Below are 26,330 nucleotides of genomic sequence, written 5' to 3' on the forward strand. Positions count from 1 at the left end.
CAGGGTGCCGGTCGTCGCGAGAGCTTACTTTTCACTGTCCATATGCTTGAGCTGGGCTTCCGGATAACGAGCGCCCTTAGCGGCACCTTTCGGCACGGCGTGTTCGATGGCGGAGAGATCGTCTGCGCTTAGCTCAACGGCGCGGGAACCGAGTGCCTCCGTCAGGCGATCGCGGTGGCGAGCGCCGACCAGCGGCACGATATCCTGACCTTGTGCCGCCACCCAGGCGATGGCGATTTGCGCGACCGAGGCCCCCTTGAGAATGGCGATCTTCCGGAGTTCTTCGACCAGCGCAAGGTTCTCATCGACATTGCCTTCCTGGAACCGCGGGCTGAAGGCGCGGAAATCGCCCGCGCCATGCTGGCCCTTCTGCCAGTGGCCGCTAATGAGGCCGCGCGACAGCACGCCATAGGCGGTGATGGAAATGCCGAGCTCGCGGGTGGTCGGCAGGATCTCATCCTCGATGCCGCGGGAGATCAGCGAATATTCGATCTGCAGGTCGGCGATCGGTGCGACGGCGGCAGCCCGGCGGATCGTGTCGGCGCCGACTTCGGAAAGGCCGACATGGCGGACATAGCCAGCCTTGATGAGATCGGCGATGGCGCCCACGGTGTCCTCGATCGGCACGTTCGGATCGAGGCGGGCAGGGCGGTAGATGTCGATATAGTCGACGCCGAGGCGCTGCAGCGTATAGGCGAGGAAATTCTTTATGGCGATTGGGCGTGCGTCATAGCCGTTCCAGCCGTTCGCGGGATCGCGCAGCGCGCCGAATTTGACGCTGATAACAGCATTTTCGCGCTTGCGGCCCTTAAGCGCTTCGCCGATCAGCATTTCATTATGGCCCATGCCATAGAAATCGCCAGTGTCGAGCAGGTTGATACCGGCATCGAGCGCGGCATGGATGGTAGCGATGCTTTCAGCGCGGTCGGACGGCCCGTACATGCCCGACATGCCCATGCAGCCGAGGCCAATGACCGAGACTTCCGGGCCGATCTTTCCCAAACGATAGGTCTGCATCTTCTTCTCCTTCAGTGGCACCGATGGCGCTCTCGGACGCCGTTTTACCGCGGCTGAGTCTGTGCGATAATCCGGATACTCTCGAACGGGCCGTACGGAAAAATGCACAATGGATGACCTTCCCCTCAGTGATCTGGATGCCTTCGCAGCAATTGCAAGGGAACGCAGTTTTCGCTCCGCAGCCCGCAAGCGCGGGGTTTCGGCGTCGTCCCTGAGCGATTCGCTGCGGCGGCTGGAAGAAAGGCTCGGTGTCCGGCTTCTGAACCGCACGACGCGCTCCGTCACGCCGACCGCGGCGGGTGAGAGATTGCTCGAAAGGCTTTCGCCGGCGCTTTCGGAAGTGGCCGCTGCACTCGGTCAGCTCGATAGTTTTCGTGACAGTCCGGCGGGCATGCTCAGGCTCAACGTGCCGAGTATCGCCGTGAAGCTTTTCATGGCCGATCTTGCTGCGCGGTTTCTGACGCTCTATCCGCAAATCACATTGGAAATCATTGCCGAAGATACATTCATCGATGTCCTGGCTGCCGGCTTCGATGCCGGCATCCGATACGACGAGAGGCTGGAGCGCGACATGATCGCCGTGCCGATCGGCCCACGCCGGCAGCGCTATGTTACGGCAGCCGCTCCCGCCTATCTTGACAGGCGAGGCGTGCCGCAGCATCCGCGGGATCTGCTGGCGCATAGCTGTATCCGCCATCGCTTCCTCAGCGGAGCCTCTCTTCCTTGGGAATTCGAACGTGGAGAAGAGGTCGTAGTCATCACGCCGTCGGGCCCTGTCATCGCCAACGCGGTGGAAATGGAAATCGAGGCCGCGCTTGCCGGGCTCGGCGTTATCAGAACCTTCGAAGAACTGCTTGCGCCCCGCATTGCGGAAGGCCGCCTGGTGCCGATCCTGAGCGAATGGGACAGCGATTTTTCCGGTCCGTTCCTCTATTATCCGAGCCGCAATCACATGCCCGCGCCCCTGCGGGCTTTTGTGGATTTCGTGCGGATGGAGCAGCGAAAGAGCGTCTGAAGCATCGATTTTGGCCGTCCTGCCGTCAGAACATTGAAATGTTCACGGATTGTTTCGGACGTTTCAATGGGCTATGTCACATATCCGGCGACGAGGTCGTCTTTTCAGAAAATATCAGCTGTAGAGATGCTTCATGCTTGATCCGAAATTCGTTCACCGCGGCCTTTTCCTGGTCTTCATCATCCTGTTTCTGGATGTCATCGGCATTGCCATCATCATGCCGGTCTTGCCGGTCTATCTGGAGCAGTTGACTGGCGGCACAGTCAGCGATGCCGCAGTCGACGGCGGCTGGCTGATGCTCATTTATTCGCTGATGCAGTTTCTGTTTGCGCCGCTGCTCGGCAACTTGAGCGACCGCTTCGGGCGTCGTCCGATCCTCCTGCTTTCGGTGCTGACCTTCGCTTTCGACAATTTTATCTGTGCGATTGCCACGAGCTACTGGATGCTGTTCGTTGGCCGTGTACTTGCCGGCATCAGCGGCGGCAGCTTTGCCACCTGTTCCGCTTATATTGCTGACATCAGCAATGAGCAGAACCGCGCAAAGAATTTCGGCCTGATCGGTATTGCCTTTGGCGTTGGTTTCACTATTGGCCCGGTTATTGGCGGCTTTCTCGGCGAGTTTGGGCCGCGCGTGCCATTCTACGGTGCGGCCGCACTTTCTTTAGTTAATTTCATTGCGGCCTGTTTCCTGCTGCCGGAAACGCTTGATGCAAAGAACCGCCGCAGGTTCGAGTGGAAACGTTCAAACCCGCTCGGCGCTTTGCGGCAGATGCGACACTATCCCGGCATCGGCTGGGTTTGCATCGTGATGTTCCTGTTTTTCCTCGCCCATGCCGTCTATCCCTCGGTCTGGTCCTTCGTCACGACCTTCCGATATGGATGGAGCGAAGGTGAGATCGGCCTGTCACTCGGCATCTACGGCATTGGCGCCGCACTGGTCATGGGGCTCATACTGCCGCGCGTCGTGCCTGTTCTCGGTGAATGGAAGACGGCGCTTCTCGGCCTGTGCTTCTCGATGGCCGCCCTCACAGGGTATGCCTTCGCCTGGGAGGGCTGGGTCGTCTACACGGTGATCGTGTTGACTGTCATGGAGAATGTTGCCGATCCGCCATTGCGCAGCATCGCCGCCGGCAAAGTGCCGCCTTCGGCGCAGGGCGAACTGCAGGGCGCGCTCACCAGCATCAGCAGTATCACGACAATCATCGGCCCGCTGATCTTCACTCAGATGTTCGGCTATTTCACCAAGCCAGACGCGCCGGTCACCTTCGCCGGTGCGCCCTTTCTCCTGGCGGCATTTTTTATTCTCGTCTCCGCGGTTGTATTCCTGACGCGGGTGAGGACATCGGAGGCGCCGGCCAGAGTCTTCAACGCGGCGGAATGATCCATCAAAAACAGTGAAGCTGTGATGAATTTTTCAGCATCTGCCTCTTTTGGGGTGGTTCTTTGCGCTGCTTTACTCTAAGTCGACATGATATTTTGCCGCACTGCGGCCCGTGATCGATTCAACCCTAGGAACAGTGTCATGGACACGCCGATCGACGTGCGCACCATTGCGCCTGCAACCGACAACCGCTGGTCTGCGCATTTCCGCGCCACGCTGATGCTCGGCGTGCCGCTGATCGGCGCTCAGCTTGCGCAATTCGGCATCGGCATGACTGACGTGATGATCGTCGGCCAGCTCGGGGCAGAAAATCTCGCAGCCATGGTGCTTTCGGCGCAGTTCCTGTTCACGATCCTGATCTTCGGCTCGGGCTTTGCCATTGCCGTCATTCCGATGGTGGCGCATGCTTATGGCAGCGGCGACGTGGTGACGGTGCGCCGGTCGCTGCGCATGGGTATCTGGGTCGTCATCTGCTACTGGCTGCTGATGCAGCCGGCTTTCTATAATTCCGAGACGATCCTTCGCTATTTCGGCCAGAAGCCCGATGTGGCGAAGCTCGCTCACGGCTACATCATCATCGGTCAGTTCGGCGTGCTGCCGGGCCTGCTTTATAATGTCATGCGCGCGCTCGTCAGTGCCATCGGCAAGGCTGGTGTCATTCTGCAGGTCACCATCGCCATGCTGGTGTTGAATGCGATTGGCGCCTACATCCTCGTGCTCGGTCATTTCGGTTTCCCCGTCATGGGACTGGAGGGCGCCGCAATCGTATCCGTCGCGGTACAGACGGCGGGCTTCCTGTTCATCCTAGCTTTCGTGCAGGGTAGGGAGGAGACGCGGCGTTACGAGATCTTCGTGCGTTTCTGGAAGCCGGACTGGCATGCTTTCTTCGAAGTCATCCGTCTCGGCCTGCCGATCAGCATCACCATCCTCGCCGAGGTCAGCCTCTTCACGGCAGCCTCGCTGCTGATGGGCCACATCGGCACGATAGAGCTCGCGGCGCATGGCATCGCGTTGCAGTGGGCTTCAATGGCCTTCATGATCCCACTCGGCCTCGGCCAGGCTGCAACCGTTCGGGTTGGTGTCGCTCACGGGCAGGGCGATCATATCGGGCTGGTGCGGGCTGCGATCACCGTTCTGATCATCGCCAGTGCCGCCGCCATCGTCGGCAGCATCATCTTTGCGACCGTGCCGCAGGTTCTGGCGCGCCTGTTCCTCGATGTCAGCCTGCCGGAGGCTCCCCAGGTGCTCGCTTATGCCGGTCCGCTGATCGTCGTTGCCGGGCTCTTCCAGTTCGTCGATGGCCTGCAGGCGATTGCCAGCGGCCTGCTGCGCGGGCTGAAGGATGCGCGCGTGCCGATGATCATGGCGCTGATCGCCTATTGGCCGATCGGCTTCTTTCTTGCCTGGGCCTTCGCCTTCCCGCTGGGATTCGGCGGTCTCGGAATCTGGTTCGGCTTTCTCGTAGGGCTTGCCGCGGCCGCTGCCATGCTCTGCGCGCGCTTCTACATTCTGGTTCGTCGGGAAGGGGCGACGGCCGGCGCCTAAGTCTGCCATCTTATCCGTCTTGCCATCAAGCTGCGACAGGCTTGTAGCTGGCGATATCGGCGCGAATGCCGAGGCGCGCGAACATCTCCTGCGGATCGAAATTGGCGGCGCTGTGGGCTGCTGCAACGGCCGCCTTCACATGTTCGACGACATCGGCGCTTTCCCACCGGGCAATCGTGACGAAATTGAATTCGCCGGGACCAGCGATCTGCTCCAGCACCTCGTGACCGATAAAGCCGGCCTGTGCCTCCAGCACCTTATGGGTCATCATGACGTTGACCAGAAATTCCTCGCGCGCCGCAGCCGGCACGACGAATTTGTCTATCCTATAGAAAGTTCCGCTCATCCAGTTTTCTCCTGCATCTGATGTTCGCAGGCAGTTCTGTAATTCCTCAACTTAACTTGAGGTCAATACGCGGGCAAAAGAAAAAGGCCCGCATCGAGCGAGCCTTGATCTGAATCGAGGTTTGGCAGATCAGCGTTCGGCCAGTGCCGGCTCGCCCTTCTTTTCGCGCACCATGTTGATGAAGCGGCGGAAGAGATAGTGGCTGTCCTGCGGGCCGGGCGAGGCTTCCGGGTGGTGCTGGACGGAGAAGACCGACTTGCCGAGAACGCGCAGGCCGCAATTGCTGCCGTCGAAGAGCGATACGTGAGTCTCTTCAACGCCTTCCGGCAGCGACTTCGTGTCGACCGCGAAGCCGTGGTTCATCGAGACGATCTCGACCTTGCCGGTCGTGTGGTCTTTAACCGGATGATTGGCGCCGTGGTGCCCCTGGTGCATCTTCTCGGTCTTGGCACCGAGTGCCAGGCCGAGCATCTGGTGGCCGAGGCAGATGCCGAAAACGGGGATATCGGTGCGAATGAGCTCCTTGATGACCGGCACGGCATATTCGCCTGTGGCAGCCGGGTCGCCCGGGCCGTTCGACAGGAAGATGCCGTCGGGCTGCAGGGCGAGCACGTCCTCAGCGTTCGTCGTTGCCGGCATGACAGTGACCTTGCAGTCGAGGCCGGCGAAGAGGCGCAGGATGTTGCGCTTCACGCCGTAATCCAGGCAGACGACATGGTATTTCGCGTCGGAGGCGCCGAGTTCGCCGTAGCCCTCGTTCCAGATCCAGGGGGTCTGCGACCATTGCGAGGACTGGCCGGAGGAAGCGACCTTGGCGAGGTCAAGGCCTTCGAGGCCGCTCCATGCCTTGGCTTCCGCCTTCAGTGCCTCGACGTCGAAATTGCCTGCTGGGTCATGGGCGATGACGGCATTTGGCGAACCGTTCTCGCGGATCCAGGCGGTCAGCGCGCGGGTGTCGATGCCGCAGAGGCCTATGATGCCGCGAGCCTTCAGCCAGGCGTCGAGATGCTTGACAGCACGATAATTCGAGGGCTCGGTGATGTCGGCCTTGAAGATCACGCCGACCGCGCCATGGCGGGCTGCCGGCGTCAGGTCTTCGATATCTTCCTCGTTGGTGCCGATATTGCCGATATGGGGGAAGGTGAAGGTGACGATCTGGCCGAGATAGGAGGGGTCGGTGAGGATTTCCTCGTACCCCGTCAGCGCCGTATTGAAGACTGCTTCGGCCTGGACCTTGCCGGTTGCGCCGATACCCTTGCCTTCGATGACGGTGCCGTCGGCAAGAACGAGCAGGGCTGTCGGCTTTTCGGTTGTCCAGGGTGCTGTTGCGGTCATCTTCATCCCGTTTCCGGCGGGCTTCTGCGTTGGGATACGCGAGCCGGCCTTTTGATCTCGCAGGCGCAGGCGCGCGACTTTGGCCGCGTTTGACGCCTGATCACGAATTTTGGTGCAGGTGGCGGTAGATAGCCATGCTCTTTGTCTAGGTCAATCTTTGTACCGCAGATTGCGGCACTTTTCCTGCTGATATAGGCCGGATTCTCGCAATTTATTTGATCCCACGCATCAGCCTGGTTTATGAAAGCGCCATTTTAAAAGGAGTAGTGACATGTTGCGCGACCAACTCGCCACCGAGCTTAAAGAGGCCATGAAGGCGAAAAAGATGGACCGACTCGGCACCATCCGCCTCATCCAGGCCGCGATCAAGGATCGCGACATCGCAAATCGCGGCGCCGGCAAGGAAGAGGCTGGCGATGAGGAAGTGCTGCAGATCCTGGCCAAGATGGTCAAGCAGCGCGATGAGTCGGCCAAGATCTACGAAGAGAATGCCCGTCCGGAGCTAGCTGCGAAGGAACGCGCCGAAATCGCCGTCATCCAAGATTTTCTGCCGAAGCAGCTGTCGGATGATGAAGTGCGTGCCAATATTGCAGGCATCATCAAGGAAGTTGGCGCAGAAGGGCCGAAGGACATGGGCAAGATCATGGCTGCGCTCAAAGAACGTTATGCCGGGCAGATGGATTTCGCCAAGGCTTCCGGCACCGTCAAAGAGCTCTTGAAATAAGACGCCTTGCCTGCGGTTGCTCTTCGACCGCAGGCCCAAGCACCGCTTCGGCGGAGGCATCGACAATGGCGAATTTCTCCGCCTGATAGTTCCAGTATTCGAGCACGAAGCCGCGGGAGAGCCAGAAATTGCCCTTTCTTGGCGGTTCGGTCCAGCCCACGCTTCCCATATTCGCCGCCTGCGTGAGCAGGCGCTTCAGATGCGTATTGGAAATCATGAACTGATCGCGAATCTCACGCAGCGACAACGGGCCGACGACGACGCGATCCGTGGAAGTCGGAAAGCCCGGCAGGCGCGAAATCAGATAATCCATGACGAGGCCGCCGGAATTGGCCCAGTTGAAGAGATTGAAAGTGGCGCCGGGATCGCGCACCGCTTCTGTTTCGATGATTTTCTTTGCGATGAGGGGCTGCAGGCGAGCGATCAACTTGGGATCAGCCGTCACCTTTTCTGCGCGGCCGCCGCAATCGAGGCTGTCCAGAATCATCAGGTGGGCGACCAGCCACTTGGTAAAATGATGTTCTGCCATCTCGGTTGGCTCAAGATAGCGGGTGCGCTTGTCGTCACCCGGAACAGGCCGCAGGAAGCGATAGGCCAGCATTTCCTGAACGAAGGCGGCTGCCGTGTTGCGGCTGGCGATTTTGTGCTGGATGACGAAATCGATGAACCGCCCGGAATAAAGGCCGCGCTTCTCATCGTTCGGATAGCCGTAATAGAGTCCAAAACCTGCATGCGCCATCAACCAGCGCTGCTGCGCAGCAAATATCGATGCAATACGCGGGCTCTCACGGTAGATCGCGAGCATCTGATTGGCACAATGAAGAATTGCAGCAAGAAAATTATCATCGGCTGCAAGCTTTTCTGCGGTGTAGGCCATAGCGCTGTCCAGGAGTTTCGCGCATTCATTTGCCACGTCTATTGCAAGTGTCAATGCTTTTGTATTTTGGCAGTTAACCGGCAAGGTTAAACGTAATAAAGGTGCGACGCCAAGGCGCTGGTCATTTCCGTTTTCCAGGAAATTCCGGGGCCGTTGCACAGTTTTGTCGGAGTTGCCCCAAAATAAGAAGGCAGGAGCTGGGGGCGCTCCTGCCTTCTTGCTCTTTGCTTCCGTCAGCGACGCAGGGTCGAAACCCATGCCGGCGGGTATTTGCAAAGGCACCCTTGCGAGGCGGCGCCGGGGGTAGGGATGGTGCCTCGCCTGGGGATCGCTTTTCTGAGAAAGAACTTATTGCCAGGCCCCAGCTTATTCAAATTACAAAAATATAATAATCCCGGATTCGGCTTTCCGGATTGTGATTTTATAGTCGCGCGTGGCGCTGTCCCGAGAGAAGATTAGGTTGGCTGCATCTTCCATAACCGGTTGTTTTTGCTTCTTCTATCCAAGGAGCGCGTTTTCGCGGAGCGGAAGATGTCGGGACTCAGAAAGTTGAGATATGTCAAAAATGTCGCACCCCATGCCAGACCTCGATAACGTGTTGTTGAGTGGCGTTTGCGGGCGTTCGTGACAGTGTCTCCCGCCCTGTGAAAAGCGGGATTTACGGCGGAAGTTTCGTGGCGTGGCGCGGCAAAGCTGCTTATATGGAGGTTCTGCAAGAGGTAGAGATGCGCTTTTCCCCCACCTTCCTGGACGATATCCGCGACCGCGTTCCCATATCGAACGTGATTGCGCGGCGCGTGAGCTGGGACAAGCGCAAGACCAACATGTCGCGCGGCGACTATTGGGCTTGCTGCCCGTTTCATGGCGAGAAGTCGCCGAGCTTCCATTGCGAGGACCGCAAGGGGCGCTACCACTGTTTCGGCTGCGGCGTGACTGGCGACCATTTCCGCTTCCTGACCGAACTCGAAGGCCTGAGTTTTCCAGAGGCGGTGCAGACGATTGCCGACATGGCAGGCGTACCGATGCCGGTCGCCGATCCGCAGATGGAAAAGCGCGAGAAGGAGCGCACCTCGCTGCTCGACGTCATGGAAATGGCGACGCAATTCTTTCAGGATCAGTTGCAGACGGCCAATGGCGCGAGGGCGCGCGCCTATTTGCGCGACCGCGGGCTGACGGGACGCACGATCGAGACCTTCCGGCTGGGTTTTGCGCCTGACAGCCGCAATGCGCTGAAAGAATTCCTGGCCGGCAAGGGCGTGACCAAGGAGCAGATCGAAGCTTGCGGTCTTGTCGTGCATGAGAATGTGCCGGTCTCCTACGACCGGTTCCGCGACCGCATCATGTTCCCGATCCTCTCCTCCCGTGAGAAGGTCATTGCCTTCGGCGGTCGCGCCATGTCGCCGGATGCGCCGGCAAAGTACCTCAATTCCAACGAGACCGAGCTCTTCCACAAGGGCAATGTGCTCTACAATTTCGCCCGTGCGCGCCGCGCGATGCAGGGGGCGAATGGCGAAGGCACAATCATTGCCGTCGAGGGGTATATGGATGTCATCGCGCTGTATCAGGCAGGCATCGAAAATGCCGTCGCACCGCTCGGCACGGCGCTGACCGAAAACCAGCTCGACCTGCTCTGGAAGATGACGTCGCAGCCGGTGCTCTGCTTCGATGGCGACGGCGCCGGCATTCGTGCGGCCAACCGTGCCGCCGATCTGGCGCTGCCGCATCTGAAGCCGGGGCGCAGCGTGCGTTTTGCGCTGTTGCCCGATGGTAAGGACCCCGACGATCTCGTCAAGCACGAGGGAAGGGCACCGTTCGACAAGGTCATGGCGCAGGCAAAGCCGCTCTCGGAAATGCTCTGGGACCGCGAGGCGAGAGCAGGCAAGTTCGATACCCCGGAAGCGCGGGCCGAACTAGAAGCGCGGCTGAGGCAACTCGTCGCCGTCATCGCCGACGAGAATGTGCGGCGCCATTACCAGCAGGACATGCGCGACCGGCTGAACAGCTTCTTCCAGCCGCAGTTCCAGAACCGCGGAGGAAATGAGCGGCGCAATTTCGGTAGCAGCAATTTCCGCAGTCAAAAAGGTGGTGCTCCCGGAGGGCCTCGAACCCCCGTTACCGCGTCGGACCGTCTGACCCGTTCTAGCCTTGTGCGTGGCCATCAGGGCAATACCGCACTGAGAGAATGTGTGCTGGCGCTTACCGTGATCAATCACCCCGCCTTGATGCTCGACGACTACGACGAAATCGCTTCCATAGAATATGACAATCGCGAACTGCAGAAACTCTGGTCCGAGATGCTGGGTGCGGCCGCGGTCGTTGCCGGACCGCATCTGACGCGCGACTATCTGCTGGAATGCCTTGATGTCGCGGGTTTCGGCCCGCTGCTCAAGAGCCTTGATCAGCAGGTGCGCAATGCCCGGCTCTGGACGGCGACCGAGGAGGCAGCGATGGAGGATGCGCGAGAAGGCTATCGCCAGGCACTTGCTTTCCACAAGCGCGCCAAGGATCTGCGCTGGCAGAAGATCGAACTGGAGCGCGATATCGCGCAGGCGACGGAGGCCGGTGACGATGCCGAGATCGACCGGCTGATGCGCGCGTCGCAGGAAGTGCAATACGAGGCGTTGCGGCTGGAAAACCAGGAAGCCATCATCGATGGCTTCGGTGTGCTCTCTGGCCGCGTCAAGGGCGCTGCGAGCCACTGATGTCGCAGGCCGAACACGACGAACCGCCGTTTTCCCCATCCGACGCGCTGTTTGCGGGTGCTGCCCAGCCGCTCGATGTGCTGAAACGCGTCTATGGGTATTCCGTCTTTCGCGGGCGGCAGCAGGAGGTGGTGGAGCATGTCGTTGCCGGCGGCGATGCCGTCGTGCTCTTCCCGACTGGTGCCGGCAAGTCGCTTTGCTTCCAGATCCCGGCCCTTTGCCGCCAGGGGCTCGGCATTGTCGTTTCGCCGCTGATTGCCCTGATGCGCGATCAGGTGGAGGCGATGAAGCAGCTCGGCATCCGTGCGGCCGCCCTCAATTCCTCGATATCGCGTGAGGAATATGTCGCGATCCGCCGGGCCATTTCCTCAGACAATCTCGATTTGCTCTACGTCACGCCGGAACGTATCCTGATGGATGGATTCCGCGAGATTATCGGCAATGCGAAAATCGCGCTGTTTGCCATTGATGAGGCCCATTGCGTCTCTCAATGGGGCCATGATTTCCGGCCCGAATATCGCGAGCTTGGAAGGCTGGCAGAACAATATCCCGGCGTGCCGCGCATTGCACTGACGGCGACTGCCGATCCGCATACGCGGGAGGATATTATCGAGCGGCTGATGCTCGACAATGCCGCGGTCTTCACAACGAGCTTCGACCGGCCGAACATTTCCTACGAGATTGTCGAGCGGGACCAGCCGCGCCAGCAGCTCCTGCGTTTTCTCTCCGGCCACAAGGGCAATAGCGGCATCGTCTATTGCCTGTCGCGCGCCAAGGTGGAGGAAACGGCAGACTGGCTGAACAATCAGGGGATTCGGGCGCTACCCTATCACGCCGGTATGGACCGTGCGCTGCGCGATGCCAATCAGGACGCTTTTCTGAAGGAAGAAGAGCTTTGCCTCGTCGCCACCGTCGCCTTCGGCATGGGTATCGACAAACCGAATGTGCGCTATGTCGCCCATCTCGATCTGCCGGGTTCGGTCGAGGCCTATTATCAGGAAACGGGCCGTGCGGGACGTGACGGCCTGCCATCCGAAGTCTGGATGGCCTATGGCATGGCGGATGTCATCCAGCGCCGACGGATGATTGACGAAGGCAACGCGGCAGACGAGATCAAGCGCATCGAGCGCGGCAAGCTGAATGCGCTGCTGGCGATCTGCGAGACGGCATCCTGCCGGCGCCAGGCAATCCTGGCGCATTTCGGCGAGGCGCATGGCGGCAAGTGCGGCAGCTGCGATACCTGCCTGAAGCCGATCGAAACCTGGGATGGGACGGAAGCGGCGATCAAGGCACTGGCCGCCGTCTACCGCACTGGCGAGCGTTTCGGTGCAGGCCATGTCATCGACGTGCTCGTGGGCAACGTCAACGAAAAGACCGAACGCTTCCGACACGTGGATATGCCAGTCTTCGGCGCGGGCAAGGATATTCCTGTTCGTACCTGGCAATCCGTCTACCGCCAGCTTCTGGCGATGGGGCTGATCCGCATCGACCATGATGCCTTTGGGGCGATAAAGCTGGAGCCTGAAGCGCGCGCCGTCTTCAGGCGCGAACGCGAGGTCTTTTTCCGCAAGGATCGCGCGCCTTCCGAACGAAGGGCGAAAAAGACCGAGCGTGCGGAGCGCAGGACGGGGCTTTCGGGTGCGGATGGCGCGCTCTTCGAGGCACTCAGGGCCGAGCGCATGTCGATTGCCAAATCGCTCGGTGTGCCGCCCTATGTCGTATTCCCTGACACGACGCTGATTGCCTTTGCTACAGAGCGGCCGCGCAGCCGCAAGGAATTGCTCGGTATTTCCGGCGTTGGCCAGTCCAAGCTCGAGCGCTACGGCGACGCTTTCCTCGATATCATCCTCTCGCACGACGAATGATGCGGTTGCACAAGCCTTCCGCTGCAATCGGCGCAGATTTCTGCTAGGGTTCCCGCAGAGTTGGGGGAACTTCAATGGCACAGTTCCATAGAGCGGTAGCGTCACTGCCCGGACGCGAGCGGATTGCGAGGCATCCGCATGGCGGGCAGGTCTTCATTCATGCAACGGCAGAGGAAACGGGTGGTGCCTATGGCATCTGGGAAACTTTCTCGGCGCCCGGCACCGGCCGTCGCGGCATATGCATACCAGGGAAACCGAGGTCTTTCGGGTCATCGAGGGAAGCTATCGTTTCTGGTGCGGTGACGAAATGATCGAGGCGGCAGTCGGATCTGTCGTCGTCCTGCCGCCGAACGTGCCGCATCACTGGCGCAATGTCGGAGACAGCATGGGGCGGATGATGGGCTTTGTCACGCCCGGCGGGTTCGAGCATTTTTTCATGGACCTGGAACGGGCGGACGCCAGGACGCCCGAAGCTATCCTGCCGATCCAGGAGCGTTTCGGCCTCGTGGAGATTGGTGACGGTTCGGATCCCTGAGGCATCAGATCCTTGAGATGCTGATGGGTGCTGTCCTATAAGGACCATTCGGAGGATCGTCATGAGCCAGAATATCTACGATACGGCGGAATTCTTCGCCGGATACAGCGCCATGCGCCGCTCGATCGAAGGGCTTGAGGGTGCGGCCGAATGGCCGGCAGTTCGGGCGCAGCTAACCGATCTCGCGGGCAAGCGGGTGGTCGATCTGGGCTGTGGCTTTGGCTGGTTTGCCCGTCATGCCCGCTCCGCAGGTGCTGCAAGCGTGCTCGGGCTCGATATTTCGCAAAACATGATCGCTCGGGCGAAAGCGGATACGCAGGATGATGCGATCACCTATGGGATTGCCGATCTCGAGGAACTGGAGCTTCCTGTTGCTTCGTTCGATTTCGCCCATAGTTCGCTTGCTTTTCACTATATCGAGAATTTCGAACGGCTTGTCACCATGGTGCACCGGGCGCTCGTTCCCGGCTCGCGTTTCGTCTTTACGATCGAACATCCGATCTTCATGGCGCCGCGCAATCCCGGCTGGAGCGCTGATGCCGATGGGCGGCGGATATGGCCGCTCGACAGCTATGCCCTCGAGGGGCGTCGCACGACGGATTGGCTTGCCAAGGGCGTCGTCAAATACCATCGCCGGCTGAGTACGACGATCAATGCGCTGGTTTCCGCCGGTTTTGCCATCTGCCATGTCGAAGAATGGGCGCCGAGCGAGCAGGATCTGGCTAATCATTCCGAATGGGCCGAGGAACTCGACCGGCCGACCTTTCTGCTTGTTGCGGCCGAGCGTTGAGCAAGACAAGCCGGTGGCGATGTGCTAACCGACGCTCAGACGGGAAACATCAAGAGAAGGGCCCTCAATGACCTCGAATTTCCTCTCGCATCTGCGCGGCGAACTGGCTGCGCTGAAGGATGCCGGCCTCTACAAGTCCGAACGCGTGATCATGTCGAAACAGGCCGGCGAAATCGCCGTGGCCTCCGGTGAACGCGTGCTGAATTTCTGTGCCAACAACTATCTCGGGCTTGCCGATAATGAGGAACTGGCGGAAGCCGGCAAGAAGGCGCTCGACCGTTATGGCTATGGGATGGCCTCGGTCCGCTTCATCTGCGGCACGCAGGAAGAGCACAAGCAACTCGAAGCGCGCATCTCCTCCTTCCTCGGCATGGAAGACACGATCCTCTATTCCTCCTGCTTCGATGCCAATGGCGGCCTGTTCGAGACGCTGTTGTCCGAAGAGGACGCGATCATTTCCGACGCACTGAACCACGCTTCCATCATTGACGGCGTTCGCCTCTCCAAGGCTAAGCGCTTCCGCTACGCCAATAACGACATGACGGCGCTGGAGGAGGAACTGAAGAAGGCCGAAGGCAGCCGTTTCAAGATGATCGCGACCGATGGCGTCTTCTCGATGGACGGCATCATCGCCAATCTGCAAGGCGTGTGCGATCTTGCTGAGAAATACGGTGCGATGGTCATGGTGGACGATAGCCATGCCGTCGGTTTCGTAGGTCAACATGGCCGCGGCTCGCCGGAACATTGCGGCGTCGAGGGCCGTGTCGATATCATCACCGGCACACTCGGCAAGGCGCTTGGAGGTGCCTCGGGTGGTTACACCTCTGCGAAGGCGGAGATCGTCGAGTGGCTGCGGCAGCGCTCGCGTCCCTACCTCTTCTCCAATACGCTGGCTCCGATCATCGCGGCTGCATCGCTGAAGGTCTTCGATCTCATCGAAAATGGCGATGCGCTGCGCGAACGGCTGTCGACCAATGCGGCGCTTTTCCGCTCCGAGATGACCAAACTCGGCTTTACGCTTGCCGGCGAGGGGCATCCGATCATTCCCGTCATGCTGGGCGACGCAAAGCTTGCGCAGGATATGGCGGCGTTGATGCTGAAAAAGGGCGTCTATGTAATTGGCTTCTCCTTCCCTGTCGTGCCGAAGGGACAGGCCCGCATCCGCACGCAGATGTCGGCAGCGCATTCAAAGGCGGATGTCGAGCGGGCGATTGCCGCCTTTGCCGAAGCCGGCCGCGAACTCGGCATCATCTAGGGCCTTGAGGAGAAGAAGATCATGTCCAACATGATGAAAGCACTGGTCAAGGCGAAGCCGGAAGTCGGCCTCTGGATGGAACATGTGCCGGTACCGGAAGTCGGTCCGAACGACGTGCTGATCCGCGTGAAGAAATCGGCGATCTGCGGCACAGACGTGCATATCTGGAACTGGGACCAGTGGGCGCAGAAGACTATTCCAGTGCCAATGGTGGTCGGTCACGAATTCTCCGGCGAGATTGCCGAGATCGGTTCTGCCGTTACCAAATACCATGTCGGCGAACGTGTGTCGGGCGAGGGTCATATCGTTTGCGGCAAGTGCCGCAACTGCCGCGCGGGCAGGGGGCATCTCTGCCGCAATACACTCGGCGTCGGCGTCAATCGGCCGGGCTCCTTCGGCGAGTTCGTCTGCATTCCCGAAGCCAATGTCGTTGCCATCCCTGACGATATTCCGGATGAGATCGCAGCGATTTTCGATCCGTTCGGCAATGCCGTTCACACGGCGCTCTCCTTCGATCTCGTCGGCGAGGATGTGCTTGTGACGGGTGCGGGGCCGATCGGCATTATGGGCGCGCTCGTTGCCAAACGCTCCGGGGCGCGCAAGGTCGTCATCACCGACATCAACCCGCATCGTCTCGATCTCGCCCGCGAGCTCGGCATCGATCACGTCGTGGACGCCTCGAAGGAAAATCTTGCCGATGTGATGAAGTCGATCGGCATGACCGAGGGCTTCGATGTCGGACTTGAAATGTCGGGCGCCGCACCCGCCTTCCGCGACATGATCGACAAGATGAACAATGGCGGCAAGATCGCCATTTTGGGTATCGCTCCAGCCGGTTTCGAGATCGACTGGAACAAGGTCATCTTCAAGATGCTGAACCTCAAGGGAATCTACGGCCGCGAAATGTTCGAGACCTGGTACAAGATGATCGCCTTCGTGCAGGGCGGGTTGGATCTGTCGCCGCTCATCACGCATCGCATCAAGATCGACGATTTCCGCGATGGCTTCGAGGCAATGCGCTCGGGCAATTCGGGCAAGGTCGTGATGGACTGGATGTGAGGAGCGGGTGATGATCTACGAGGGGAGCTGCCACTGCGGCAATATTGCCTTCACGGTCGAGGGTTCGTTTACCGAAGCGGTCGACTGCAACTGCTCGCTCTGCCGCCGGCGCGGCGGATTGCTCAGTTTCGTGCCGCGCGAGAAACTGCGCCTGACGGTTCCGGAGGAAAACCTGTCGACCTATACGTTCAACACGCACGCCATCAAACACCACTTCTGCGCCAAGTGCGGTATCGCGCCTTTCGGTGAAGCGAGGGCGCCCAATGGCATGGAGATGGCGTCCGTCAATTTGCGCTGCATCCCGGTGCTCGATCTGTCGGCCCTGACGGTGAATGCGTATGACGGGTTGTCACGTTAGGACGGCAGCTCAGGGCACGATCTCTATAGGCGTATGATCGGGGACGCGCGCCCAGATATCGCGCATCTCCTGATCGGTGACGGCAATGCAGCCATCCGTCCAGTCCCAAAGCAGGTGCATGGTCTGAAGGAAGCCCCAGCCGTTGGGCAGGCCATGGATCATGATATCGCCGCCGGGAGAATAGCCCTTCAATTCAGCGTTCTGCCGATCGGCCGGACTGGGGTAGGAGATATGCAGACTGAGATGCGCCATGGACCTGGAATTTCGCCAGTCAATCTCATAGCGGCCTTCCGGGGTCTTCTCGTCGCCCTCTCGCTGCTTTGGTCCCTCATCGGCCGCACTTCCAAGAGAAATCCGATATGTCGAAAGGGCTGTTTCGCCTCGCAGGAGAACCATGCGGCGTTCGGATTTATAAACGCGAATGAGGCTGGCTTGTTGCTCCAAGGGCGCATTCGCAGGCGGCGAACCTGAACCGATCTTGGCCATGACTTTCGTATAGCCAAACGCGCCGACGGCGATGGTGGCCAGAAGGATCAACCTATTTCTCGTCATGATCCTTGCCACCGAGATTCCCCATAACCGTGTACATCTTGTTTTCACAATTCATGTTAGTGGTTTGCGAAGAATCTATGGCGTACCGTCGGAGCGAGTTGCCGTTCTCTTAGTGTTTGTGCAAAAGCCCTTGTCTTTTGCCGGTGACATACTAGATAAGCTTCGCAATCGCTGGCGCGGTTCAAAGCCTGTGGATAAGGCTTTTTCCGGGTTTTCGATGGCTTTTTTTCTGGAAAAGCTTGACGAGAACAAATTTTGTGGGAATCACCGTTCCACTTGAGCGGTGAACTGGGTCAAGGCGGATCGCACAACCATGGCCGGAAATCCAATGGCAATTGACTTTTGCTGTCCGATGCCGGCGAACGTGGTTAATCAGGCTTTAAATGTCATCCCGTTAGGTGGGTATAGGTGATTCGAGGCCGGTGCGCACGCACGCGCCGGGCGACGAGACGGCCATTCACCACAGCGAGTATGAATAGCGTCAGGAAGGCGACGATATAAATGGCAACGAAGGTCAAAGAGAACGAAGACCAGGAAGTCGAACGCGACGGCGCAAGCGACGGCCCTCTTCTCGATCTTTCCGATGACGCGGTCAAGAAGATGATCAAGGCCGCCAAGAAGCGCGGCTATGTGACGATGGACGAGCTCAACGCCGTCCTGCCTTCCGAGGAAGTGACGTCCGAACAGATCGAAGACACGATGGCGATGCTCTCCGATATGGGCATCAACGTCATCGAGGACGAGGAAGCCGAGGAAGCCGGCGCTTCCGGCGGCGATGACGACGACAGCTCCGGTGACGACGAGGGCGAGGGCGGCGAACTTGCGCCTTCCGGCGGCACCGCGCTTGCGACCACCAAGAAAAAAGAACCGACCGACCGTACCGACGATCCGGTGCGCATGTATCTGCGCGAAATGGGTTCTGTCGAGCTTCTGTCGCGCGAAGGCGAAATCGCCATCGCAAAGCGCATCGAAGCCGGCCGCGAAACGATGATCGCAGGCCTGTGTGAGAGCCCGCTGACGTTCCAGGCGCTGATTATCTGGCGCGACGAACTGAACGAAGGTACCACGCTGCTGCGCGAGATCATCGATCTCGAAACCACCTATTCCGGTCCGGAAGCCAAGGCTGCTCCGCAGTTCCAGAGCCCCGAGAAGATTGAGGCCGACCGCAAGGCTGCCGAGGAGAAGGAAAAGACCCGGCGCGCCCGCTCCGGTGACGACGACATTACCGATGTCGGCGGTGAAGGCATGCCTCCGGAAGAGGAAGAAGAGGACGAGGACGAATCCAACCTCTCGCTTGCCGCGATGGAAGCCGAACTGCGTCCGCAGGTCATGGAAACGCTCGACATCATTGCCGAAACCTACAAGAAGCTGCGCAAGCTGCAGGACCAGCAGGTCGAGCAGCGCCTCGCCGCCACCGGCACGCTGTCTTCCGCTCAGGAGCGCCGCTACAAAGAGCTCAAGGACGAGCTGATCAAGGCGGTGAAGTCGCTGTCGCTCAACCAGAACCGCATCGATGCGCTGGTCGAGCAGCTCTACGACATCAACAAGCGCCTCGTGCAGAATGAAGGCCGTCTGCTGCGTCTGGCCGAATCCTATGGCGTCAAGCGCGACTCGTTCCTGGAACAGTATCAGGGTGCCGAGCTCGATCCGAACTGGATGAAGTCGATCGGCAATCTGGCCGCCCGCGGCTGGAAGGAATTCGCCAAGAGCGAAAACACGACGATCCGCGATATCCGCCAGGAGATCCAGAATCTCGCCACGGAAACCGGTATTTCGATCTCGGAATTCCGCCGCATCGTGCACATGGTGCAGAAGGGTGAGCGCGAAGCGCGCATCGCCAAGAAGGAAATGGTCGAAGCCAACCTTCGCCTCGTCATCTCCATCGCCAAGAAGTACACGAACCGCGGCCTGCAGTTCCTCGATCTCATTCAGGAAGGCAATATCGGCTTGATGAAGGCGGTCGACAAGTTCGAATACCGCCGCGGTTACAAGTTTTCGACCTACGCGACATGGTGGATTCGTCAGGCGATCACTCGCTCGATCGCCGACCAGGCCCGCACGATCCGTATTCCGGTGCACATGATCGAAACGATCAACAAGATCGTTCGGACCTCGCGCCAGATGCTGCATGAAATCGGCCGCGAGCCGACGCCGGAAGAACTGGCTGAAAAGCTCGCCATGCCGCTCGAAAAGGTCCGCAAGGTCCTGAAGATCGCCAAGGAACCGATCTCCCTCGAAACCCCCGTGGGCGACGAAGAAGATTCACATCTTGGCGATTTCATCGAAGACAAGAATGCGCTGTTGCCGATCGACGCCGCCATCCAGGCGAACCTGCGCGAGACGACGACCCGTGTTCTGGCATCGCTGACGCCGCGCGAAGAGCGCGTGCTGCGCATGCGCTTCGGCATCGGCATGAACACCGACCATACACTCGAAGAAGTTGGCCAGCAGTTCTCGGTCACCCGCGAACGTATCCGCCAGATCGAGGCGAAGGCACTGCGCAAGCTCAAGCATCCGAGCCGCTCCAGAAAGCTGAGAAGCTTTCTGGACAGCTAAGAACTGCAAGCTGCGTTCGTTCCTCCACAGCTAAGAGCTTCGAGGACGATCGAAATCGGAACCCGGTCAGCCTGCTGGCCGGGTTTTTCTTTGTCTGCGAGGCGTGCTGGATTAGCCCATCGGGACATATCTAGCCCGATTGATGGTTCCCGCATTGCTTGTCCCCTTGAAGTGACAGGCTTATAATTTCGGTTGCGGGGAGAAGAGCGGTCGCGGCGTGCGAACGGTATCATGCGCCGCGTGATCGTGGCCTCCGCCGGGAGGTGCAGCATGACCACGTACATTCTGCTGATAAACTGGACCGATCAGGGCATCCGGAGTGCGAAGGACTCCCCCAAGCGGCTGGATGCGGCAAGAAACCTGCTCGGAAACATGGGCGGTTCCTTCGACAAGTTTTATCTTACGATGGGCGAGTACGACATGGTGGCCGTCTGCGAGGCGCCTGATGATCGGGTGATGGCGCGCTTCACGCTGTCTCTTGCCTCGGCGGGCAATGTGCGCACGCAAACCCTGAGGGCATTTCCGGAAGTGAATTATCGCGATATCATCGCGTCGCTCGCATAGGTCAGAATGGCGATAACTGGTGATGAACCGGATGCGGCGTTGCGGTTATTCCGCAGCGCTGGCAGTGTCGCTGCGCCTTGAAATCAGAGCATGGACTAGCCTTCGATGGAACATGCCGGCCTGTTGCAGAGAGGAAAGTTCGATCCGGCATTGCCGGTATCACTCTTCCTGCATCTGTCCATCGGCGTGCTCTTGCTCGCTTTCCTGCCTGACGTGGAGCCGGTCCACGCGCCGCCAGAAGACAGTGTTGATGTGGAAGTTGTCATACCGCCGGCGACTATCGCGACATCGCCACCGCCTGCCGTCCGGTCGCTACCGGACAGGCGTCAAGACAATGCCAATGCCGCGGCAGATGCGGCAGCACAGACAGCATCAAGAGAGACGCTTCCGCCACTGCCGAAGCCGGTGATACCGGAACCGCAACTGACCCAAGCAAACGAACTGTTTTCGGCAAAGACACTTGCCAGCCCACGCAGTCGTAAGGCGCGGGAAATGCTTGCCACGTTATCGGGCGGAGAGCGCAACCTGCAACTCTGCAATCTTGAGGCGTTAGAGCAGATCGACCGATCTCGCCCCGGCTTGAAGGCTGATCTCGTCGCGCCCTATGCCATGAAGCCGGAAAAGGTCAGCGGCGGTAGTGTCGAAGTCGAGGGCGGGGCTTTTCGCAGCAAGCGGAACTGGTTCAACATCCGATTCCACTGCGAAGTCGACCCCGCCGGCAAAGTGGTCGCCTTTGCCTTTGCGATCGGCGATGCCCTTCCCAAGGACATCTGGCAGGAGCACAATCTGGTTGCAGATGACGGCAAGGCCGACCAATAGCTCGGGGTGACGGTGCCGAGGGGGAAAGATCACGAGGTTTTTTCGACTTGTGGCTTGATGCTGCCGGTTTTAAAGGCCACATCGCTGCTGTGGCAGAAGAAGACGTCGAACCGGCAGATACCGATCATGAGACGGAGCACCAGGAGCCTCGGGCCCGCTGGGGTGTTGTTGCGTCCGTGCTTCTGCATGTTCCTGTCGTCGCGCTGTTGATTTTCGGCCTTCCGAAGATCCAGGCGAAACCCGCCGAAGACGAGAGCGTGAAGGTCGAACTCGTCCCGCCGCCGGAGGAAAAGAAGCCGGAGGAAAAGCCGAAAGAGGAAGAGAAGCCGAAGGAGCAAGCAAAAGCCGAGCCGCCTCCACCGCCACCTCGGCCACCGCAATCACCTCCGCCTGCCGCGGACACGGCAGAGCGAACGAAGCGGACGCCTATGCCGCCCATGCGCGCTGTCACGGAGTTTGGCGATAAGGACAGCGGTCCCAAAAAATCGTTGACGGGCAATTCGTCCGAAGGTGAAGCAAAGCCGGCAACAACGCCGCCGAAGCACGACGTTGCGCCGGAGCAAACGCCCACAGAGGCGGCCGTAGAAAAAGCTAAAACCGAAGCGCCTCCATCAAAGCCTGTTCCGAATGATGTAAAGCTTCCGGAGGTTGCGGTGGCCGATGCTTCTCCGGAGCCCAACAGATCGTCAGCGGACATGTCCGATAAAGCCGTAACGAGTATTGAACAGGCCAAGCCGCCGGAGCAGAGAACTCCTGAGAAGCCCAAAGAGGTGGCGAAGAACAGTGATCTGACGAACGCCCAGACTCTGTTTTCCTCCACGGAGGATGGAAACTCCATCGCGCAGGCTGCGGTCGATGGTCTTCCGCGAAACAAGAGAGTTGCCGTTCTTTGCGCCAGCGAGCTTCGAGCGCAGCTTGCTTATGGTTCTCCGAGTTATCAGCCTTACGCATTGCCGCAATATGGATTACGGGCAGGAACCCTACTCAATATCGACGACGCGGCCTTTGGCACAGCCAAAGGCTGGTATCATGTTCGCTTCCGTTGTGAGGTGGATGCCAATGCGATGAAAGTCGTTTCGTTTGCCCATGAGGTGGGGGGGCTGATCCCTCGCAGCCAATATGGCAAATACGATATTCGCGACTAGTCGGCGCATTCGCTCGCGGAACAAGCCACGCACAAGGAGCCATCTCTATCGTTTCCCCATGGCCGTGATGGTTACGGTGGATAAGGGGACAAATGATATGTCGAACGAGATCGAGCACTTCTTCGAGCGCCAGGAAGAATCCGTCAGCCTGATGTTTCTGGAAAACAAAGCAGACGAGCTGACCGATATTCTGGTTGCGGCTCTGGAAGAAGCTTTCGAAATTCTTCTGGAAAGCGCGCCGGCAGAAACCTTCCATTAACGCGCCGATACGAAGCTTCCGGATTGAGCTTCTTTTTCTGGGATATCAATGGTCGTTCCGCTTCAGGAGGATGGCAGGCTTCCGGTTTCGCTCCGGAGCCATCTTGGCGGCTATCAGTGGCGGCGCGACGCTCTCGGCCGGTCATCGGCCTGTGTTTTTCGCCTGGAAGGCGAGGGGCGTCCCGGGCTTTACCTGAAGGGCGAGGAGGCGGGGCCGTTTTGTGAACTCGCCGATGAGGCCGAGAGGCTCGTCTGGCTTCGCAGTCAAGGTCTCGATTGCCCTGAGGTTATCGCCTATGAGAGCGATGGCGAGCGCAGCTTCCTGCTGATGACTGCACTGCCGGGCGCCGATCTCGTCACTGCTGCGGTGCTGCTGCCGGAAGAACGCGTCGAGATTCTTGCTTCCGCTCTCAGCACTCTCCACAACCTCGATGTCAACGCCTGCCCGTTCGATCATCGTCTGGAAAACCGTCTTCTGACTGCTGAGGCGCGGATGCGGGCCGGACTGGTTGACGAGACGGATTTCGATGAGAAGCGGCTCGGCAAAAGCGCCTTCTTCCTCTTTGGCGAATTGCAGCGGCTGCGGCCCGATAGCGAAAATCTCGTCGTTGCGCATGGCGATGCCTGCCTGCCGAATTTCATGGCGGCTGGAGGGCGGTTTGCCGGCTATATCGACTGCTGCCGGCTCGGCGTCGCCGACCGCTATCAGGATATCGCGCTGGCCTGTCGCAGCATCGCCCATAATTTCGGCGGGGAATTCGTGCGGCTGTTTCTCAATGCCTATGGCCTTTCCATCATCGACCCCGAGAGGATCGAGTTTTATCAGCTTCTCGACGAATTCTTCTGATTGCTTGCCCGGTTTGCTGTCTGCTGGCAAAGTCGGCTGCGAAGGAGATTGTTATGGCCGCCAGCCAGTTCAGGATGCTGCGCTCGTCCGTAGCGGGCGTGGAGGCCGTGGCGGCGACGTCAGGCCACCGTTTCGCGCGCCATACGCATGAGCAGTTCGGCATCGGCCTGATCTTTTCCGGCGCGCAAAAGTCGCTGAGCGGGCGCGGCATGGTCGAGGCGGAGGCCGGCGATCTCATCACCGTCAATCCGAATGAGGTGCATGACGGGGCGCCGATCAGTGAGGCGCGATCCTGGAGCATTCTCTATTTTGACCCCTCCGTAATGGTCGGTCTTGCGCGCGAGTCGGCAGAGGGTGGTTCCAGCCGCTCTGAGATTCCGCGGCCTGTCATTAAGGACAGGTTGCTTGGTGACCGGTTCCGGGCATTGTTTTCTGCCGTTACGGGCAACGAGGAGCGGCTGCGCTGCGAAGAGTTGCTGCTCTCGGTCGCTGCCGATGCGATGCGCGAAGCGGCGATGCAGGAAGAGCCCGCGTCGGCACCGCGTTCCATTGTCCATGCGCGCAGCCTGATCGACGACGATCCGGCAGCCGAAATCTCACTCGCCGATCTGGCACGCGAAAGCGGCCTTAGTCGGTTTCAGGTGCTGCGCGCCTTTGCCAGGGCAACGGGATTTACGCCGCATGCCTATCTCGTTCAGGCTCGCGTGCATCTTGCCCGACGGCTGATCGCCGGCGGTGCGCCGCTGGCGGAAGCGGCTTTCGAAAGCGGCTTTGCCGACCAGAGCCACATGACGCGCGCCTTCGTTTCCCGCTATGGCCTGACGCCCGGCGTCTATGCGCGCGGTCATTCCTGAACGCTCGCTCCCTTGCAATTTCGTTCAAGACGTCAGGCCTCTGAACCTGTTTGCTTCCGCCGTCTCGAAAGGAGCAGCAGATGAGCAGGGAATTTCAAGGTTATATCTATCTTACTTTGGCGATGACGACTGTCGGCAGTACCGTTATCGCCAGCAAGCTCATTGCTTCCGGATTGCCACCCTTCACGGCTACGGCCTTGCGTTTTGCGGTGGCCTTTCCCTTCTTCCTCTTCCTTATGCGCTGGACAGGGTCGCGGTCGCCTCGGCTTTCTGCGCGGGACCGACTGATCCTTCTCACGCAGGCCGGTGCTGGAAGTGTCGGTTATACGACGCTGTTGATCTCGGGCCTGTCACTAACGTCGGCGGCCAATGCCGGTGTCATCATCGGTACGCTGCCGGTCGTGTCAGCGGCAATCTCCATCCTCGTGCTCGGCGAGAGGCCGCAGCGTTTCCTGCTTCTGGCGATCGGGCTGGCGGCTGCAGGCGTCTTCTCTATTGCTTTTTCGCCGGCTGCCGGTCGTGGGTCGCTTGTTGGCGACATCATGATTTTCGGCGCAGTCATCTGCGAGGGGCTGTTCATCCTGCTCAACAAGCGGCTCGGCACGTCGATTCCGCCATTGACGCAGTCGGCGTTGATGACGGCCATCGGCTTTGTCGTTGCGGGTGTGCCCGCCTTGTTTGAACATCATGATATCGGCACCGCTTCGCAACCGGCTTTGCTTGCGGTCGTCTATTACGCGCTGGTGCCGACTGTGGGTGGCTTCATTCTCTGGTATGCGGGAGCGGAACGCGTCAGCGGCGCGGAGGCCTCTCTTTTTACCGCTGTTGCACCGACAACCTCTGTTATTTTCGCCTTTGTTGTTCTCGGCGAGGCGATCGCTTTCAACCAGATTTTCGGGATTGCCTGCGTTCTGGCAGCTGTCATAGGCCTCGGCTTCGCCAGCCGGACGGCGAGAAGCTAGGCGCGGCGGAAGACGTTGCGATATTCTCGTGGCGTCATGCCGGTCTGCGCCCTGAATTGCCTGTTGAAGTTTGCAAGCGAACCGTAGCCTACGGCATCGGAAATGTGGCCGACGGGCTGGCTTGTGGCGGAGAGGCGGGCGCAGGCATCGCCGATGCGCATGCGGATCAGATAATCGGAGACTGTTGTGCCCGTGTGGCGGCGAAAGAGGCGGTGCAGGCCCGAGACACTGAGGGCCGCGATATCGGCGAGTTCCTCCAGGCCAATCGGGCGGGCGTAATGCAGATGCAGGTGGGTGAGCACTCGGTCGATCCGTTCGCGGCTTTCCTGCAATTCCGGACTCTGGCCGGGCGTGCTGGCAAGCGCGAATGCCTGCCGATCTGTCGCAATGCGTCCGAGGATGCTCAAAAGGGACAGCAGCCGTTCGGCTGGCGGCTTTGAAAAGATCGCCTCGATCTCACTGCGCACAGCGTCCGCCGTTTCCTTGGAAAACTGCAGTCCCCGGTCGGCGCGCGACAGCATGGCTTCGATCGGGGCGAGCTCGACTGCGCCTGCTGTCACCCGACGGATCCAGTCCGGGTGAAACCACAAAACCAGAGCGACATGCGGGCTCGCTTCCTCATATTTTGCCCTCGACACCCAGGTGTGGGGAAGGTTGGGGCCGACAAGCACGAGGTCGCCGTCCTGATATTCGCCGGTATGGTCGCCGATGAAGCGCTGGCCGATAGAGTTCAGTGTCAGTGTCAGCTCGAATTCGGGATGGTGATGCCATTGAAAAGGGATCGCCTCGTCAAGCCGCCGGTTCAGCATGCTCCAGGACGCATCGGCATGGCGTGGCAGGATTTCGAGATAAGGCCTCATGAGGCGCCTTCTAGACCATTGACGCCAGAATAGTATCATAATCTGCCAAGCTGGCACAACATGGACCGCGATGCGAGGTTACACTCCCATCATTGCCTGAAACGACAGG

24 protein-coding genes and 1 pseudogene are annotated in these 26,330 nt (G+C 59.6%); 19 read left to right on the forward strand and 6 right to left on the reverse strand.

The genetic code is table 11. From position 1 onward, the window contains the following. Positions 1 to 24: 24 nt before the first annotated feature. Positions 25 to 1,017 (reverse strand): aldo/keto reductase, encoded by a 993-nt coding sequence (locus EV281_RS14015; protein ID WP_132653698.1) that lies wholly within the window; start codon positions 1,015 to 1,017, stop codon positions 25 to 27. Between the two features lie 109 nt (positions 1,018 to 1,126). On the opposite strand from EV281_RS14015, the gene EV281_RS14020 reads away from it, so the two are divergent. The 3 genes from EV281_RS14020 (at position 1,127) to EV281_RS14030 (ending at position 4,958) form a co-directional block, all read left to right on the forward strand. Then, positions 1,127 to 2,032, forward strand: a complete 906-nt coding sequence (locus EV281_RS14020; RefSeq protein ID WP_132653699.1) for a LysR family transcriptional regulator — start codon at positions 1,127 to 1,129, stop codon at positions 2,030 to 2,032. Between the two features lie 133 nt (positions 2,033 to 2,165). Then, on the forward strand, positions 2,166 to 3,413 hold the full coding sequence (locus EV281_RS14025) for a TCR/Tet family MFS transporter (RefSeq protein ID WP_132653700.1): 1,248 nt from the start codon (positions 2,166 to 2,168) through the stop codon (positions 3,411 to 3,413). 141 nt (positions 3,414 to 3,554) lie between these two features. After that, the gene (locus EV281_RS14030; protein WP_132653701.1) at positions 3,555 to 4,958 is read left to right on the forward strand and encodes an MATE family efflux transporter; all 1,404 of its coding nucleotides are present in this window, start codon (positions 3,555 to 3,557) and stop codon (positions 4,956 to 4,958) included. A 25-nt stretch (positions 4,959 to 4,983) separates the two neighbouring features. Here EV281_RS14030 and EV281_RS14035 read toward each other — a convergent pair whose 3' ends face one another. After that, positions 4,984 to 5,304: an antibiotic biosynthesis monooxygenase gene (locus tag EV281_RS14035; protein ID WP_132653702.1), complete on the reverse strand. Its 321-nt coding sequence runs from the start codon at positions 5,302 to 5,304 to the stop codon at positions 4,984 to 4,986. Positions 5,305 to 5,433: 129 nt separating this feature from the next. After that, the gene (carA, locus tag EV281_RS14040; protein WP_132654304.1) at positions 5,434 to 6,639 is read right to left on the reverse strand and encodes a glutamine-hydrolyzing carbamoyl-phosphate synthase small subunit; all 1,206 of its coding nucleotides are present in this window, start codon (positions 6,637 to 6,639) and stop codon (positions 5,434 to 5,436) included. Between the two features lie 271 nt (positions 6,640 to 6,910). Between carA and EV281_RS14045 the strand changes: the two genes are divergently transcribed. Then, the gene (locus tag EV281_RS14045; protein WP_132653703.1) at positions 6,911 to 7,363 is read left to right on the forward strand and encodes a GatB/YqeY domain-containing protein; all 453 of its coding nucleotides are present in this window, start codon (positions 6,911 to 6,913) and stop codon (positions 7,361 to 7,363) included. Here the strand turns inward: EV281_RS14045 and EV281_RS14050 are convergent. Then, a complete protein-coding gene (locus EV281_RS14050; protein WP_132653704.1) occupies positions 7,344 to 8,240 on the reverse strand; it encodes a hypothetical protein in 897 nt (298 codons plus the stop codon). The genes EV281_RS14045 and EV281_RS14050 overlap by 20 nt on opposite strands. A gap of 725 nt (positions 8,241 to 8,965) precedes the next feature. Between EV281_RS14050 and dnaG the strand changes: the two genes are divergently transcribed. From dnaG to EV281_RS14090, 7 genes and pseudogenes are all read left to right on the forward strand, one after another. After that, complete coding sequence (dnaG, locus tag EV281_RS14060) at positions 8,966 to 10,942, forward strand: DNA primase (protein ID WP_132653705.1); 1,977 nt, start codon at positions 8,966 to 8,968, stop codon at positions 10,940 to 10,942. Continuing rightward, positions 10,942 to 12,807 carry a DNA helicase RecQ gene (gene recQ, locus EV281_RS14065; RefSeq protein WP_132653706.1) on the forward strand — a complete coding sequence of 622 codons (1,866 nt, stop codon included), beginning with the start codon at positions 10,942 to 10,944 and terminating at the stop codon, positions 12,805 to 12,807. Before dnaG ends, recQ begins: the two co-directional genes overlap by 1 nt. Before the next feature lie 74 nt (positions 12,808 to 12,881). Next, positions 12,882 to 13,342 (forward strand): annotated as a pseudogene (locus EV281_RS14070) (cupin domain-containing protein). A gap of 61 nt (positions 13,343 to 13,403) precedes the next feature. Further along, positions 13,404 to 14,132 (forward strand): class I SAM-dependent methyltransferase, encoded by a 729-nt coding sequence (locus EV281_RS14075; RefSeq protein WP_132653707.1) that lies wholly within the window; start codon positions 13,404 to 13,406, stop codon positions 14,130 to 14,132. A gap of 67 nt (positions 14,133 to 14,199) precedes the next feature. Next, the gene (locus EV281_RS14080) at positions 14,200 to 15,387 is read left to right on the forward strand and encodes a glycine C-acetyltransferase (RefSeq protein ID WP_132653708.1); all 1,188 of its coding nucleotides are present in this window, start codon (positions 14,200 to 14,202) and stop codon (positions 15,385 to 15,387) included. A gap of 21 nt (positions 15,388 to 15,408) precedes the next feature. Continuing rightward, positions 15,409 to 16,446 carry an L-threonine 3-dehydrogenase gene (gene tdh / locus EV281_RS14085; protein WP_132653709.1) on the forward strand — a complete coding sequence of 346 codons (1,038 nt, stop codon included), beginning with the start codon at positions 15,409 to 15,411 and terminating at the stop codon, positions 16,444 to 16,446. A 10-nt stretch (positions 16,447 to 16,456) separates the two neighbouring features. Beyond that, positions 16,457 to 16,804 (forward strand): GFA family protein, encoded by a 348-nt coding sequence (locus tag EV281_RS14090; protein ID WP_132653710.1) that lies wholly within the window; start codon positions 16,457 to 16,459, stop codon positions 16,802 to 16,804. Positions 16,805 to 16,813: 9 nt separating this feature from the next. Here the strand turns inward: EV281_RS14090 and EV281_RS14095 are convergent, their stop codons facing one another. Continuing rightward, complete coding sequence (locus tag EV281_RS14095; RefSeq protein ID WP_132653711.1) at positions 16,814 to 17,356, reverse strand: L,D-transpeptidase family protein; 543 nt, start codon at positions 17,354 to 17,356, stop codon at positions 16,814 to 16,816. Between the two features lie 501 nt (positions 17,357 to 17,857). On the opposite strand from EV281_RS14095, the gene rpoD reads away from it, so the two are divergent. The 8 genes from rpoD (at position 17,858) to EV281_RS14130 (ending at position 25,361) form a co-directional block, all read left to right on the forward strand. Next, a complete protein-coding gene (gene rpoD / locus EV281_RS14100; protein ID WP_132653712.1) occupies positions 17,858 to 19,912 on the forward strand; it encodes an RNA polymerase sigma factor RpoD in 2,055 nt (684 codons plus the stop codon). A 270-nt stretch (positions 19,913 to 20,182) separates the two neighbouring features. Next, a complete protein-coding gene (locus EV281_RS14105) occupies positions 20,183 to 20,476 on the forward strand; it encodes a GYD domain-containing protein (RefSeq protein ID WP_132653713.1) in 294 nt (97 codons plus the stop codon). A gap of 105 nt (positions 20,477 to 20,581) precedes the next feature. After that, the gene (locus tag EV281_RS14110) at positions 20,582 to 21,295 is read left to right on the forward strand and encodes a DUF930 domain-containing protein (RefSeq protein WP_132653714.1); all 714 of its coding nucleotides are present in this window, start codon (positions 20,582 to 20,584) and stop codon (positions 21,293 to 21,295) included. 47 nt (positions 21,296 to 21,342) lie between these two features. Continuing rightward, positions 21,343 to 22,440, forward strand: a complete 1,098-nt coding sequence (locus EV281_RS14115) for a DUF930 domain-containing protein (protein ID WP_132653715.1) — start codon at positions 21,343 to 21,345, stop codon at positions 22,438 to 22,440. 97 nt (positions 22,441 to 22,537) lie between these two features. Continuing rightward, complete coding sequence (locus EV281_RS31125) at positions 22,538 to 22,699, forward strand: hypothetical protein (RefSeq protein ID WP_165911888.1); 162 nt, start codon at positions 22,538 to 22,540, stop codon at positions 22,697 to 22,699. 48 nt (positions 22,700 to 22,747) lie between these two features. Then, positions 22,748 to 23,545: an APH(3')-II family aminoglycoside O-phosphotransferase gene (locus EV281_RS14120; protein WP_132653716.1), complete on the forward strand. Its 798-nt coding sequence runs from the start codon at positions 22,748 to 22,750 to the stop codon at positions 23,543 to 23,545. A gap of 53 nt (positions 23,546 to 23,598) precedes the next feature. Beyond that, positions 23,599 to 24,399, forward strand: a complete 801-nt coding sequence (locus EV281_RS14125) for an AraC family transcriptional regulator (RefSeq protein WP_132653717.1) — start codon at positions 23,599 to 23,601, stop codon at positions 24,397 to 24,399. A gap of 80 nt (positions 24,400 to 24,479) precedes the next feature. Then, positions 24,480 to 25,361 (forward strand): DMT family transporter, encoded by an 882-nt coding sequence (locus EV281_RS14130; RefSeq protein ID WP_132653718.1) that lies wholly within the window; start codon positions 24,480 to 24,482, stop codon positions 25,359 to 25,361. Here the strand turns inward: EV281_RS14130 and EV281_RS14135 are convergent. Then, entirely contained in the window at positions 25,358 to 26,221 is an 864-nt protein-coding gene (locus EV281_RS14135) for an AraC family transcriptional regulator (RefSeq protein ID WP_132653719.1), read from the reverse strand. The two genes, EV281_RS14130 and EV281_RS14135, sit on opposite strands and share 4 nt — an antisense overlap. Between the last annotated feature and the right edge of the window lie 109 nt (positions 26,222 to 26,330).

Origin of the sequence: Rhizobium sp. BK418, assembly GCF_004341105.1 — a bacterium.
In the GTDB taxonomy this organism is placed as follows: Bacteria; Pseudomonadota; Alphaproteobacteria; order Rhizobiales; family Rhizobiaceae; genus Rhizobium.